The 13828-nt window shown below is 39.2% G+C and carries 14 protein-coding genes; 7 read left to right on the forward strand and 7 right to left on the reverse strand.

The genetic code is table 11. The features are described from left to right. Positions 1 to 63 precede the first annotated feature (63 nt). The 6 genes from ACFS5O_RS03650 to ACFS5O_RS03675 all read right to left on the reverse strand — a co-directional run bounded on the left by ACFS5O_RS03650 (position 64) and on the right by ACFS5O_RS03675 (position 6735). Positions 64 to 1422 (reverse strand): MBOAT family O-acyltransferase, encoded by a 1359-nt coding sequence (locus ACFS5O_RS03650; protein ID WP_318300059.1) that lies wholly within the window; start codon positions 1420 to 1422, stop codon positions 64 to 66. Positions 1423 to 1660: 238 nt separating this feature from the next. Further along, the gene (locus ACFS5O_RS03655; protein ID WP_205724345.1) at positions 1661 to 3055 is read right to left on the reverse strand and encodes an AMP-binding protein; all 1395 of its coding nucleotides are present in this window, start codon (positions 3053 to 3055) and stop codon (positions 1661 to 1663) included. Further along, positions 3048 to 3296: a phosphopantetheine-binding protein gene (locus ACFS5O_RS03660; protein WP_205724344.1), complete on the reverse strand. Its 249-nt coding sequence runs from the start codon at positions 3294 to 3296 to the stop codon at positions 3048 to 3050. The genes ACFS5O_RS03655 and ACFS5O_RS03660 overlap by 8 nt, the downstream gene beginning before the upstream one ends. A gap of 479 nt (positions 3297 to 3775) precedes the next feature. Then, positions 3776 to 5158 carry a 23S rRNA (uracil(1939)-C(5))-methyltransferase RlmD gene (gene rlmD / locus ACFS5O_RS03665; protein WP_379838687.1) on the reverse strand — a complete coding sequence of 461 codons (1383 nt, stop codon included), beginning with the start codon at positions 5156 to 5158 and terminating at the stop codon, positions 3776 to 3778. Between the two features lie 116 nt (positions 5159 to 5274). Next, the gene (locus tag ACFS5O_RS03670) at positions 5275 to 5679 is read right to left on the reverse strand and encodes a DUF1259 domain-containing protein (RefSeq protein WP_205724343.1); all 405 of its coding nucleotides are present in this window, start codon (positions 5677 to 5679) and stop codon (positions 5275 to 5277) included. Positions 5680 to 5829: 150 nt separating this feature from the next. Beyond that, complete coding sequence (locus tag ACFS5O_RS03675) at positions 5830 to 6735, reverse strand: diacylglycerol kinase (protein WP_205724342.1); 906 nt, start codon at positions 6733 to 6735, stop codon at positions 5830 to 5832. Between the two features lie 379 nt (positions 6736 to 7114). Between ACFS5O_RS03675 and ACFS5O_RS03680 the strand changes: the two genes are divergently transcribed. The 6 genes from ACFS5O_RS03680 (at position 7115) to ACFS5O_RS03705 (ending at position 12054) form a co-directional block, all read left to right on the forward strand. Further along, the gene (locus ACFS5O_RS03680) at positions 7115 to 7321 is read left to right on the forward strand and encodes a hypothetical protein (RefSeq protein ID WP_205724341.1); all 207 of its coding nucleotides are present in this window, start codon (positions 7115 to 7117) and stop codon (positions 7319 to 7321) included. A 47-nt stretch (positions 7322 to 7368) separates the two neighbouring features. Continuing rightward, positions 7369 to 8193, forward strand: a complete 825-nt coding sequence (locus ACFS5O_RS03685) for a TIM barrel protein (protein WP_205724340.1) — start codon at positions 7369 to 7371, stop codon at positions 8191 to 8193. A gap of 208 nt (positions 8194 to 8401) precedes the next feature. Continuing rightward, complete coding sequence (locus ACFS5O_RS03690) at positions 8402 to 9220, forward strand: ABC transporter permease subunit (protein ID WP_205724339.1); 819 nt, start codon at positions 8402 to 8404, stop codon at positions 9218 to 9220. Beyond that, entirely contained in the window at positions 9217 to 10137 is a 921-nt protein-coding gene (locus tag ACFS5O_RS03695; RefSeq protein ID WP_205724338.1) for a hypothetical protein, read from the forward strand. Before ACFS5O_RS03690 ends, ACFS5O_RS03695 begins: the two co-directional genes overlap by 4 nt. Positions 10138 to 10151: 14 nt before the next feature. Next, positions 10152 to 11132 carry an ABC transporter ATP-binding protein gene (locus ACFS5O_RS03700; RefSeq protein WP_205724337.1) on the forward strand — a complete coding sequence of 327 codons (981 nt, stop codon included), beginning with the start codon at positions 10152 to 10154 and terminating at the stop codon, positions 11130 to 11132. Then, on the forward strand, positions 11125 to 12054 hold the full coding sequence (locus ACFS5O_RS03705; RefSeq protein WP_205724336.1) for an ABC transporter ATP-binding protein: 930 nt from the start codon (positions 11125 to 11127) through the stop codon (positions 12052 to 12054). The genes ACFS5O_RS03700 and ACFS5O_RS03705 overlap by 8 nt, the downstream gene beginning before the upstream one ends. A 49-nt stretch (positions 12055 to 12103) precedes the next feature. Here ACFS5O_RS03705 and ACFS5O_RS03710 read toward each other — a convergent pair whose 3' ends face one another. Further along, complete coding sequence (locus tag ACFS5O_RS03710) at positions 12104 to 12598, reverse strand: hypothetical protein (protein WP_205724335.1); 495 nt, start codon at positions 12596 to 12598, stop codon at positions 12104 to 12106. Positions 12599 to 12700: 102 nt separating this feature from the next. Here ACFS5O_RS03710 and ACFS5O_RS03715 point away from each other — a divergent pair, with 102 nt between their 5' ends. After that, complete coding sequence (locus ACFS5O_RS03715; protein WP_205724334.1) at positions 12701 to 13663, forward strand: glycine-rich domain-containing protein; 963 nt, start codon at positions 12701 to 12703, stop codon at positions 13661 to 13663. Positions 13664 to 13828: the final 165 nt, after the last annotated feature.

Genomic DNA, 13828 nt, shown 5'->3' on the forward strand with positions numbered 1-13828 from the left:
CCTTTCGAACATCGTGTTTCTTTTACCAGATCTTCACCTAAACATCACATGGAAGTTGTTGTATCAAAATCCACCATAAACAAATCCATCGCCTGTCACACCTAATACAAGAACTGAAAAAATAAGAAAAATATAAAATGCCAATCTAGTAAATGTAGAGTGCTTTGATAGAAATTCCCATGCTGAACCATTGTTTCTTTCGATATATTGAAACAGTTGCAAAATAATAAAGAAAAAAATAAACAGTAGCAGATCAAATAACGGAAAAATTTCAAAAGCTTTAATCATTCCCACCGGGCTCCAAGAGCTGATGCTCAAGAAAAGTTTTGCATGTTCAAATGCTTGTGATACGGTATCCGATCGAAAAAAAACTCTGGAAAAGCAAACGAGCAGGAAGGTTATTGCAATTTTCAACCACCTATGGAGCACTGGGCTTCTATCCAATCGAATAAACGAAGCCATACTTTCACGATAAGATTTCGTTGCATCTCCAAACACGCGATAAAACCCATGAATGAGACCCCATATAACAAACGTCCATGCGGCTCCGTGCCAAATGCCACTTACTAAAAAAGTAATCACAATGGCAAAATAAATTTCACTTCTCTTCTTTTTCCTCTTACATAACGGGAAAAAAATATAATCCCTAAGCCATGTGGAGAGCGTTATATGCCATCTACTCCAAAAATCTGAAATCGAAACGGCAAAGTGCGGCTGTTTAAAGTTTTCTGTTAAATTTATCCCTAGCATTCTTGCGCTACCAATGGCAATGTCACTGCATGCTGAAAAATCAGCGTACAACTGAATCGAGAATAATATAGTAGCTAGTACGATTTCAGAACCAGACGGGTTAGGACTATCGTAAACACTAGCAACGATTGGAGCTAGTCGATCTGCAATCAATGTCTTTTTAAAAAAACCCCATGCGATTCGTTTCATTCCATATACTAAATTTTCATAGCTTAAACGCTGTTCAACTTTCAATTGTGGAATTAATTTTCTGGCACGTTCAATCGGCCCAGCAACCAGTTGTGGGAAAAATGCAAAATAGACCGAAAAATAACCATAATGTCTTTCAGCTTTTTGCTTTCCATAGAAAATATCCACAAGATAACTTACAGCTTGAAATGTATAAAATGAAATGGCTAATGGCAAAACGATCTCTTGGTAGGGTATCGCATAATTCCAACCCATGAATGTTGCCAACGACCGAAGCGACTCATTCACAAAATTAAAATATTTAAACCAACCAAGAAAAAACAACAATACAGAAATACCAACGACCATGGCTTTTTTCTTCTGTTTTTTTGTCTCCTGTTTTTCAATGAAGATTCCAGTAAAATAAGTAAAAGCTGTGCTAATTAAGAGTAATAATATAAATTGAATACTTAAACTAGCGTAAAACACATAACTTGCAACCAATAAAAGAATCCATCTCACTCGATGGGGGATTATATAATTCAACAAAACGGTTATTGCGAGAAATAGAAGAAACTCAATTGATATAAAAGTCATTCAATCACCTGATAGTAAATCAACTTGTAATTTTTCTGAGAAATGAAACTAGTAATCTAACACTTAAAAACCAGTAATATATACTAGTCTAAATTGTTACCCATTTTCCCACCTAGAATGAGGTAGGTTTTACTGTGGCCTGTAATTATCCATGTTTAGGAAGATCTGAATAGAGGATTTTCCCATAATGATTACGTGGTATTTCCGCTATTCTCATAATCTTAAAACCCTTTAAGTTTAATTTTTCCTTGATTATTTTTTTTATCTGAACAAAATCATCTCTTAATGTGTAGATATACATTTGGTCATCCGTTCCAGTACAGATACAATCGTGGCCATGCTCATGTAAAAACGTTTCTAATTCATCAAGGCTGATGCGGTTTCCATAGACCTTAATCATTCTTTTGATGCGGCCCGATATAAAGAAGTACCCATCCTCATCAAAGTAAGCCATATCTCCTGTACGCAAAACACCGTTATTCTCATCTTTTTTCGAAAGATCGAATAACGACTCAGCATACCCTAAGGAAACATTTGGCCCTTTGTATATCAATTCACCTATCAGATGAGGTGATGTAATTTTGTTTCCCTTGTCATCTTGAAGGATTAGCTCTCCACCTGGAATAGCAACACCGATACTTCCAGCTTTTTCAATGTTTTTTTCGTATGGTAAATAGGTCATCCGCGCTGTCGCCTCCGTTTGACCGTACATTGTAAAAAACTGAACCCCTTTCTGGTTACACACATTAGCAAACTTAAGCGATAAAGTATCGCTCAATTTCCCACCTGCCTGAGTTAGTTTTTTCAAACTTGGAAGACTAAGCTCTTCAAACTTCAACCTGTCAAGCATCTCATACACAAAAGGAACTCCACCAAAAGTTGTGACTTGTTGTTCCTTACATAAATCCCAAAACTCCTTACTTATGATAGATGCCCCCGTTACAACAATGGTCGCTCCACAAATGAAATGGCTGTTAATTATAGAAAGCCCGTAAGAGTAATTCATGGGTAATGTGGTGATCGGTATATCGTTTTCATGGATATCAAGGTACTTTGCAATTGATTTAGCGTTTTCAAAAATATTTTCATAGCTTAAACGAACAAATTTTGGGCTCCCCGTACTTCCAGAGGTTGTTAAGAGAAGAGCAAGATGTTCATGAAGATTATGTTGAAAATGGGTCGGACATTTATATAATGTGTAATCTCCATATACAAATGAAGAATCCATTGTCTTTAAGAGTTCTTGATTATTACTACTTGCCCAGATGTATGCAGGCTTATAAAGGTTAACCAGTCTTCGTAACCGATCCATATGAATGGATGCATCCAAAAGCACGGGGACAACTCCACCTCTAATAAAGCCCACGTAACCAAATAAAGACTCTTTATCATTTGAACACAAACAAAAAACGAGCGTTCTTTCACCCACATTACCGCAGATGGCATCAGATATTTCTATCATTTCAGAGTATGAATATTCTCGGTCTGCATATACAGCGGTGCGGTTCCCAAACTGCTCCATCTTTTTGAAGCTATTCATTAATAAAGTCCACTCCCAAGCGTTCCAATAGCTCAATTCCAGACTGATAAGAATTGAATTCAGTCATCCATTCTGAATCTAATGAAACATCAAATACATCCTCAATCTCACTAATGAGCGCCATATGTGCAATTGAATCCCATTCTGCTGATTCTGCTAATTCTAAATTCTCAACCACTTCATCTTCCTCTAGTTCCAACACATGAATAAAAGCATTTCTATATTTTTCGATGTTTCTCATCGTTTACACCCTTTCCATAATGACTGTCTCTGCATTTGAAGGAGAAACAGTTTCTATATACCTAACCATTCTCCAGACACTTCAGAGAATATGATTTTCTATCAACACTACAAACTTTAGCATCATTAAAAGATATAAATGGGAACTTTACAACCAGTACAAACTATTATTACATTTTAAGAAACTCTTATTGATAATAATTATCATTCCCAAGCATGATTCTAGCATATCGCCTTTTCAAAAACAATAACTGGCAAACTGTTAAAATTCGGTATCAGCTCGTCAAAATCACTTTTCTCGTCACCAGGTTTTAAAAATATACAGGCATAATTTTAAAAAAGAAGTGAGCCTCCATGGAGGCTCACTCACTGTAATTACCTACTTATTTTCAATTAATCTTGCCATGACGTGTCCGCACTGCTGACACGTTCCCTTCATCTCTACTGTATCCTAAGAATTTGAACAGTCAGCATTAATTTTTATGATTCATTAAGCTCGAGCAGCGCAACAGCTTCAACATGTGTCGTCTGCGGAAACATATCAACCGGCTGGACTTTCTGCGTTTTAAATCCACCATCTTCAAGTAGGCGCAGGTCACGTGCAAGTGTGGCTGGATTACAGCTCACATAGACAACACGCTTCGGCTTCATTTCAATAATGGTTTTTAATAACTCCTCGTCGCAGCCTTTTCGTGGGGGATCGACGACAATCACATCTGGCGTGATGCCTTGTTTTTTCCACTCTGGAATCACGTCTTCTGATTTACCAACAGCAAACTCAGCGTTATGGATATTGTTTAACTCCGCATTGCGGCGCGCGTCTTCAATCGCTTCTGGTACGATTTCTACCCCGTATACTTTTTTCGCTTTTTGCGCGAGGAACAATGAGATCGTCCCGATTCCACAATACGCATCAATGACCGTTTCATCTCCGTTTAAATCAGCGTATTTTAACGCCTGATCATAGAGCACTTTTGTTTGATCCGGATTAATCTGATAGAACGATCGAGCGGAAATAGCAAACTTGATGTCACCGATATAATCATAGATGTACTCCGCACCCCAAATAACCCGTGTCTCATCGCCAAAAATGACGTTCGTCCGTTTTGTGTTTACGTTTTGCACGATGGATTTAATCTCAGGCAGTGCTTCACGAATATCTTCTATGATCTTCTTCCGCTGAGGAAGATCTTTTCCGTTTGTAACAAGAACAATCATTAAATCGCCTGTTGTTTTTCCGTATCGTGCGATGATATGGCGCAAGATCCCTTTGTGTTTTTCTTCGTTATACGCGCTTATGTTGTATCGGTTTACGATTTCTTTAACCGCTTGAACCGCGTCATCATTCGTATCACCCGTGATGATACAGCTGTCCATCTCAACAATCTCATGGCTGCGCTTCTGGTAGAAACCTGTGACGAGTCGGCCGTTGTGTTCACCAACAGGAACTTGCGCTTTGTTGCGATAACGCCACGGTTCATCTCCCATACCAAGTGTAGGGAGTACGGGTACGTTTTCTAACTTTCCGATTCTCTTTAAAACGTCTTCTACCTGCTTGCGCTTGTATTCCAGCTGACCTTCGTAAGATAAGTGCTGCAGCTGGCAGCCTCCGCACCATTTGTAGATGGGGCATGGAGGTTCCACTCGCTCAGGGCTCTCTTCAATCAACTCTTCTAAGCGTCCAAAACCAAACCCTTTTTTCACACCAACAACCTTAATCTTCGCACGCTCGCCAGGCAATGTATTCGGCACAAACAAAGTAAACCCATTTACACGAGCAACTCCTGCTCCCTCATGGGTTAAATCCACTATATCTACTTCATAACTTTCATTCTTATGAACAGGCAAATCAGCATTTGTCATTTTCATCGTCCCTTTTCGTCCATTATGCTTTTCTGATTGTAGCATAACTGTTAGTGGACACCAAATGCTTACATAAAAAAACAGACCACCTAAAGTAGCCTGCAGTAAGGATATTTCTAAGAAGAAGGGTAACTGATTAAATAAGAAAAAGAACGGTTTAACTTTTGAGCAAAATTTAAAGGGGATTCAACGAATTGAACATGCATGTACATGACCTGAGGATTAGCGTATAACCAGTGATTATGAAGCGCACTCACAATGAGCCCCTGGTGAACAACAGCATACATAAATCGTGGTATTTCTTCCTGAAGGATAGCAATTTCCAATAGATTCAGAGCGTTCCCGTCCTGATCTAGAGACTCAAACGAAATTCCAACAGGAAGAACCGCTTTGCTTGGTTTTCCTTGAACAGAGGCGGAGAACGTTCGGTGCAGTGAGACCTTGCAAACACCATCTTGTTTTTGTGACTTTCCGTTTAAAATACTAGCAAACTGCTCACACAAATTCGGGTTGCTATCCATTTTTAAAAACTCCTTTGGAAGCTCGTAAAAAAAGAGCATCGTGAAAACCTGAATTATATTCTACTTTCATATTTATTCAGGTATTACAGGTTTTTACCATAAAAAAAACACTCAGCAAATTTGCTTAAAGTGTTCTTTGACTTGATTGGTTTAAGGTTTAAGTCGCTCTTTTGGTACGAGCAGTTCAAAATGATGGTGTAAGTTTTCGAACTCACCTGGCAGGATGCCGCCAAGCTCTCCATCTAAGTTGATCTGCATCTTCTCGCGAGGCGTTACTTTTACACGCTTTGCCTTTTTATAGATGACATGATCATCATGGATGTGTTCGCCCCGGATTGCAAGAGAGGCAATACGGACAAACTCTGCAAGGTTTGTTTTCTTCAATATGATTACATCAAAAAGACCGTCATGAAACTCTGATGATGGCGCAAGCTTCTCGAAGCCTCCAACCGAATTTGTGTTTGCTACTAAGAAGAGCATGATCTCGCCTTCGTATTTTTCTTTATCATCAAACTCGATCTCAACAAATGTAGGACGAATCGATGGGAGCATCTCGATTCCTTTTAAAAAGTACGCAAGTTGTCCGATCATCGTCTTCAGTTTGCTTGGTACTTCATACGTAAGCTCTGTTATACGACCTCCACCCGCAATGTTGATGAAGTATTTATCGTTTACTTTACCGATATCAACAGGCATATGTACACCGCCACAAAGAACATCACAAGCTCCTTCAATCGTACGCGGCACACCTACTGCACGTGCAAAGTCATTCGTCGTTCCAGCTGGAATGATTCCTAGCATAGGACGATTTTCAAGTCCTGCTAGTCCGTTGACAACTTCATAGATCGTTCCGTCTCCACCGGCTGCAATAACAAGGTCAAAGCCTCTTTCCCCCGCTGCACGTGCTGCACGAGTCGCACAACCATCTTCAGGTGTTGTTGCATGACAAGACGTTTCATAACCTGCATTTTCAAGTCTGTTTAAAATATAAGGAAGCTGTTTTTTTACCGTTTCTCTTCCCGAACTTGGATTATATATTAGTCGAGCTCGTTTCATATCTTTCACCTTCATTGTTTGACTTCTTAATAAAAGTTTTAGCCTAAATTTGTTTGTTGTATAACTGCAAAAAACAGCCCACTGCCGGACTGCTTCTGTCGATTCCTCTTATATTATAGTGATACCGGTCTTAAATTGCAAAGCTGTTATCTGCCAGTATGTGTTAAATTTGTGTCTAAATTGTAGGGGGTCTGTCCCGGGGTCAGACCCCGGNCAGACCCCGGGACAGACCCCTTAAAGGATTTCTTTACCATTTTATAGAACTATACAATGAAACAGCTTTTAAGCCGAACAAGCTACCTCTCTATCTAGACTCGCATATATAAGTAATAACAACATACGGTAACGAGTAACATCACTATTTATAGGAGGTGCTTCTATGTTTTGGGTATACATTTTAGGACCTGTGGCCGCTGTGTTCTTACTAGCCGCAATCGTAAACTGGAGAACAAGGCTGAAGTACAGAAGATACAATTATAAATACGAGCTTGAAGAGCATGTTAGCGATCAGAACAAGATCAACAATGCAGCAGCCTGGAACGCATCCCAACATAATCACCACTCCGGCGGTGGTGGAGGATTATAAAAGACAGGGTCTCATTCCTGTCTTTTTTATTTATTTAGGAGGAAAAGATGACACATACAATCGGTATTTCAGGTAGTACCATCATGTCTGATGAAACGAAATTTAGCGAACTGTTTCAAGAACAGATCACACATATTGAGATTGGAGAATTTGAAAATGAAGAAGCCTTTCAAAGGTTTCTATCACTTCTAAAGAAAAGCAACAAAACCTTTGGCATCCACTCTCCCATCTATAGAAACGGAAGTAAATATGATCTATTAGAGAAGTTTCAATATGCACCTGAACAAGCATGGACTTTGTTCGAAAAGGAAATTCAGCGTCTTGTTAAGTTAGACGCTCAGTATATCCTTGTTCATTTTCCTTATTTTCAAGGAAGTGCCCAAAATCCTGATACCTTAATTGAGCAGGGTCTAAAACGATTATCCGAACTGCAGCAAACATACAACTTGCCAATCGTCTGTGAACCAAAACTTGGGTTGGATCAATCGCCAAAAGGAATTGAGTACCTAAATGCTTTTCCTATCACATTATGGGAAAAATACGGACTGAAGCTGTGTATTGATATTGGTGATTACCTATTAGCTGCTGGTGAACAAGCTCTAAACATGATTCAGAAATGGAAAGATTACATAAAAGTTATACATCTTCATAACATTGAGTTTATTGATGATAAATACATATGGGTCCCTATCCATCCATCACATGAAGTTGACGGAAAACATTATTCCATTAAGGAGATACTTCACGTTCTATCAAGTTACCCTGATCTTATTTGGGTACTCGAACATACACCGCACTCAAATCCTTCTGAAACATGTATTCAAGAAGGAATCGATTGGTTGGTAAACGAGGTTTTAAACAACGACAAATAACCTTTCTGAAAAAATACTGATGATACCCATTCAGTATTTTTTTAAAATTTATTTGAATGATTCACATTACTTGGTACGTCAAAACATTTAGAAAAGAGGTGCGTTTGGAAAATTCATACATAATTTTATTTAAAAGACATGTCAATTCGTTTACAATTATTACATACAGATTATTCTGTCAACTACCGCTACAAAAAGAGGTGTATATATGAACTTTTCATTTTCGAGTTATTTGAAGAGGCTTCGATCGATCTTGATCGGCGTTTTAATCATCAGCTTTCTTCCTTCTATCTTTTTTGGTATCGCCCCACTACAAAGCATGAAGCTTTGGGAGTACACCATCGAGAATCGAAAATATAGTCTTTTCCCAGATATTTTTGATAAGTTTTTTTATTCGATGACAATTTTCTTTACAGCACTACTACTAGGTCTCCTAGTAGCGTTATTGCTCACGTTCTTAGCAACACTGCTGCCAAGATCATTAAAACGCGCTGTCTATGGATTTTTAACACTATTAGAATCTTTGCCAGATCTTTTTATTGTTATCGCGTTACAAGTTTCGGCGGTATATATCTTTAAGAAGACTGGATTGTTAATCGCGAATGTTTCTGGTGTCTATGATAACCGAATCTACTTTTTTCCAATTCTAACACTATCTGTCCTGCCAACGATTCAACTCTTTAAGATTACCTTTCTACTAATGAAAGAAGAACAAAACAAACCATACATAACCGTAGCACGAGCGATGGGACTCGGAAACCTCTACATCACGCTCAATCATGTGTTCCGTAACATCATGACCAGTCTCTTTCAATATTCCAAGACCATCTTTGTTTTCATGCTTTCGAACTTATTCATTCTAGAATTCGTCTTTAACTTGAACGGAATAATGACCATCATGCTGAACACGCAAGGTGTTTCGTTTATTATAACGGTCTTGTTTATCGCGATTCCTTTCTCCTTCCTGTTCGAGGTCATGGAATCATACCGCGGAGGCTTAAACGTCCAAAAGGAGGATGCAGCATGATCGTTCGATTGCTTAAACAACCACAGTTCTTAATCGGGTTTCTATTTATCGTGAGTTTTATTTTATTAAGCTTTATTTATCCGTCCGTAATGGATGTTCAAAAGGAATCTAAGTTTCTATATGACGAAAATGAAGTCATCGTTGGTATAGCACCTTTCTCACCCAAAGACATGCCTCCTTTTGGAACGGATATGAACGGAAAGCACTTACTGTATCTTGTTTTGGAAGGTGCAAAGTATACGATCCTAATTACTTTAGTCATCGCATTTCTTAGAATTTTCTTCGCCCTTTTCTTTTCCTTGTTTCATAGAAAATCGAAGAGTACGTTCTTTGACGATATCGTACAAGCTACCCTCTATATTCCAACAGCCATCTTAGCTTATATGTTCATGGTTCCGCTCTTTGTAAAAGATGCTACTGAACCGATGGGCATGATGACTCTTATTGTCGTGCAGTGCTTGATACTCGTTGGTATTGGAGTCCCGCCATTAGTATCAACCTTTTCTGAAGAGATTCGCTCCATCCTAGCAAAAGACTATATCGTCAGTACTTTTTCATTAGGATCGAAAAAGCCATATGTTTATTACAAACATGTCCTGCCTGAACTGAGCTCAAAACTTCTGCTTTTATTTGCTCAGCAAGCCATCCAAACATTGATTCTGTTAGCGCACTTAGGTGTTCTTGCTGTTCTTATCGGTGGATCAAAAACTGTGATGATGGGCGATATCTTTAACTTAACGCCTTCAACAATTTCATTAAGCGGCGAATGGGCTGGTATCATCGGCCAGTCGTACCAAAAGCTCTTAACGGCTCCATGGATTATTTTAGTACCGCTCTCATTCTTTGCTTTTACGATTTTCTCGATCAATCTCATGATACAAGGTATACAGAACAGCCTCGAGTCCAACAAATCATAAGTGAGGTGTGAAACATGTCTAGCAGGCTTTTAGAAATTAACAATTTAAACATAGCATTCGGCAGTGGGAAAAACGTGTTTAACGCGGTTACCGATATAAGTCTCTCCATTAATTCTGGACAGACTGTCGCTCTTATCGGCGAATCGGGTTCTGGGAAAAGTGTCACTTCCCTATCCGTGCTGAAACTTCTGCCAGCAAACGGGCGAGCAGAATCAGGCTCTATTTCTTTTGACGATAAAGAAATTTTGCAGATGACAGAAAAAGAGATGCAAAAAATAAGAGGCAACGAAATCTCCATGATTTTTCAAGACGCGATCGCCTCACTGAATCCAGCTATGAAGGTGGGTGTTCAGATCACAGAAGGCTTGAAATATCATAAACAGATGCCGAAATCAGAGCTTAGAGCAGTTGCGCTTTCCCTTCTCGAACAAGTAGGTTTTCATAATCCTGCACACATTTATGATCAATATCCTTCTCAGCTATCAGGAGGCATGAAACAACGTATCTTAATCGCAATGGCCATCTCCTGTAAGCCTAAACTGATAATTGCTGATGAACCAACAACCGCGTTAGACGTTACGATTCAAAGGCAAGTTTTGGATTTAATCGCTGATTATAAAATACGTGAAGACGCTTCTGTTTTAATGATCACACATGATTTTGGTGTTGTAGCTGAATATGCTGACTGGGTGTATGTCATGTTTGGAGGACGAATCGTAGAATCAGGAGATGTGTTTACAATATTTAATAATCCGATCCACCCTTATACAAAAGGCTTGATCGGCTGCATTCCAAGTTTGGAGAGCGATGGCGAGCGTTTAAAGAGCGTTTACGATTATTCGTTTGAAGAAGCAGGCTACAAGGGAAGAAAATTCGCACCAGAGACGTATTCTATGGAAAGTAAAGTCTATCATGCTCCGTCTTCTCTTATAGAAGTGGAACCAGGTCATTATGTACGCCTTTTTGATGAGAGCGAGGTGACGATCGTTGGATAAACATTTGATAAGCATCCAGAACCTTTCAAAGTACTTTGTGACGAAAACGGGGACCCATAAAGCGATCGATGGAATTACACTCGATATTGTTAAAGGCGAAACGTTAGGGATCGTTGGGGAGTCCGGTTCTGGTAAGACGACCCTTGGTCGAACGATCATGCGATTATATGAACCAGAGCACGGAAACATTACGTTTGATGGCCTGGACATCACACATATGCCTGAAAAAAAGTTGCGGCCGTACCGTAAAGAATTTCAGATGATCTTTCAAAATCCTTATGAGTCACTCAGCCCTCGTTTAACGGTCGGGGAAATTTTAGAAGAACCGCATGTTATTCAGAAGATGTTAAGCAAAGAAGAACGTACGAAGAAAGCATACAGTCTATTGGAAAAGGTCGGGTTACCGAAGACTTCTTATCTTAAAAAGATCCACGAATTCTCCGGTGGTCAGCGTCAGAGGATTGGAATCGCTCGCGCATTAATGCTAGATCCTAAGTTTATTATTGCAGATGAACCTGTCTCAGCGCTCGATGTATCTGTTCAAGCGCAAGTGTTGAATCTATTAAAAGATCTTCAGTCTGAACTAGATCTAACGTGTTTGTTCATCTCACATGACCTTGGTGTTGTTCATTATATGAGTGACCGTGTAGCCGTCATGTACCTAGGACATCTGATTGAATTGGCCCCAAAAGATGAATTGTATCGAAATCCGATCCACCCTTATACGAAATCTCTTTTATCATCCATTCCGATCGCAGATCCTGAACGTCGAAATGCATATAGAAAACCTATCATTATGCCAGAGAAACCGCTCTATCCTCCACAGTTGATTCATGTTGGTAACGAGCACTATGTATCTGCGAACATGATCCATATTAAAGAGTTTGAGACTGAGGATAATCGAAACCTCATTCGTAATTAAGCAGATGAAAGAGACTGCCCTCTACGCAGTCTCTTTTTAAGTCAAATAATCATTTTCGCAAAATCACAAACATACTCACACACATCGCACCAGTAGTAAAAATAGACGCAATGATTACTCCAATCCATGCCATGAATAAATCGTCTCCTGGATAAGCGGGTTCAAGCGTTGCATAATACCAAAAAACCCACACTAAGAAAAGTAAGAAAAATGAGCTTCCGATGAACGCCATCTTCACTTTATCCTTCCACGTCCCCATCCACGCTTCAGAAAATATTATCCACGTCAAAAGACTGAGCGGGATGCACATCAATAGCCCTGCCATAGCACCATAAGGGAGAAAGAATAGAATAACAAAAGCTAGTGCGAATAATGCAGCGTTCACAGAAAATAGAGCTATACCCGCTTGCCAATAGTTTGTACTTAAAGAATGTCCCTTCATTTTATGAGATATGTTTTTTACCATACCTACAGAAGCAAAATCCCTTTGTCTCATTATGAGAATCAACGTAAAAACAATTCCAGCTAACAACAAAACCGTCAAATAAACACCCACTTTTTTACAATATTTTCATCTTATATTATCATTAAAGTAGAGAACTAGAATATAGCTATTTGGTAGGAGACGTAAAAGGAGGCGCCATCTATGTTTGAACTATTTTTATTATTTTTTGCGATTGCCGTAATTGCTCCCCTTGTTATAAAGTACACAACAAAACCGAACTACCTGAAGGTTGCAGAAAGAACCGAACTGCCTCCAAATTTGGGAATTCGTGAAGATTTATATTTGCAAAAAAGTGTAAGAAATATGGAGAGAGCTCTCCCTCGTGAGTTCAAAGAAAAAATAAAACGTAGATATCTTTCAGAACACCCGAAGGCAACAGAAGCCTACTTTGAGGTTGTATATTATGAGCTTCAGCGCTTCTTTATCATGTGTTCCCTTTTAAATAATGTTCCCATGTTCAGTAAAAAGGTGGATGACATCTGGCACGAGATGCTGATGTATACGAAGGAGTATGAAAAATTTTCTACTGAACTATGCGGTGAGCACATTCATCATGCTCCGAATGATGTTGTAGAACCCGATCCACATGGAAGAGCTTGGTTTGATCTGTTGTACGCAAAGCTTTTTACGTTTACTGATTTTACACCTATTGCTTGGGGTACATTTTTTCAAAATCCGTTACATCAAGGGCTTTTACATGATCTTCAAACTCTTTCAACAGAAGAACTTGGAAACCGATATTTTAGACCGAATGCTGATAAAGAAACCGTTGACGCTTTACTAACAAAAATTAAAGTAGATGTGAACCGAGTATCGAACGATAAAGATCCTTACAAGGGATTAAAACTATCACCAAATTCAATAGATAGCGCACCCATCTTAGCGGGCGCGATGCTTTATTATTCCTATCATCATTTTGACGAATATGACATGTATATGGCGAAGTTAAATCCTGCATCAAGCTATAATTCTGGAAATACTACCGCTTGCGGGAGTGGGTGTGGTAACCACCGTGACGACAATGCCGGACATGACAGCAGCTGCAGCAGCGATAGCGGGAGCAGCTGTGGAAGCAGTTGCGGCAGTGGATGCGGAAGTAGTTGATGCAATAAGTAATCCGCTTTAAATAAACGACTGTTTTCTAAAAGATTGTTGCTTTTTAATTTTTAGTATTTACTTCTTTGACTGTTGATTGAAGTGTAAGATGGGAGACTCTAGGCTAGGACAGGTGGGCAGTCGTCAAAGTAGAGGTGGCTCGTTCAGCCCCGA

Source organism: Fictibacillus nanhaiensis, from assembly GCF_042686385.1.
GTDB lineage: Bacteria > Bacillota > Bacilli > Bacillales > Fictibacillaceae > Fictibacillus > Fictibacillus nanhaiensis.

Coding starts and splice junctions, on each gene's coding strand:
- ACFS5O_RS03655 (WP_205724345.1), bottom strand. CDS start 3,055: ATGAATAGCTTCAAAAAGATGGAGCAGTTTGGGAACCGCACCGCTGTA.
- ACFS5O_RS03660 (WP_205724344.1), bottom strand. CDS start 3,296: ATGAGAAACATCGAAAAATATAGAAATGCTTTTATTCATGTGTTGGAA.
- rlmD (WP_379838687.1), bottom strand. CDS start 5,158: ATGACAAATGCTGATTTGCCTGTTCATAAGAATGAAAGTTATGAAGTA.
- ACFS5O_RS03670 (WP_205724343.1), bottom strand. CDS start 5,679: ATGGATAGCAACCCGAATTTGTGTGAGCAGTTTGCTAGTATTTTAAAC.
- ACFS5O_RS03675 (WP_205724342.1), bottom strand. CDS start 6,735: ATGAAACGAGCTCGACTAATATATAATCCAAGTTCGGGAAGAGAAACG.
- ACFS5O_RS03680 (WP_205724341.1), top strand. CDS start 7,115: ATGTTTTGGGTATACATTTTAGGACCTGTGGCCGCTGTGTTCTTACTA.
- ACFS5O_RS03685 (WP_205724340.1), top strand. CDS start 7,369: ATGACACATACAATCGGTATTTCAGGTAGTACCATCATGTCTGATGAA.
- ACFS5O_RS03690 (WP_205724339.1), top strand. CDS start 8,402: ATGAACTTTTCATTTTCGAGTTATTTGAAGAGGCTTCGATCGATCTTG.
- ACFS5O_RS03695 (WP_205724338.1), top strand. CDS start 9,217: ATGATCGTTCGATTGCTTAAACAACCACAGTTCTTAATCGGGTTTCTA.
- ACFS5O_RS03700 (WP_205724337.1), top strand. CDS start 10,152: ATGTCTAGCAGGCTTTTAGAAATTAACAATTTAAACATAGCATTCGGC.
- ACFS5O_RS03715 (WP_205724334.1), top strand. CDS start 12,701: ATGTTTGAACTATTTTTATTATTTTTTGCGATTGCCGTAATTGCTCCC.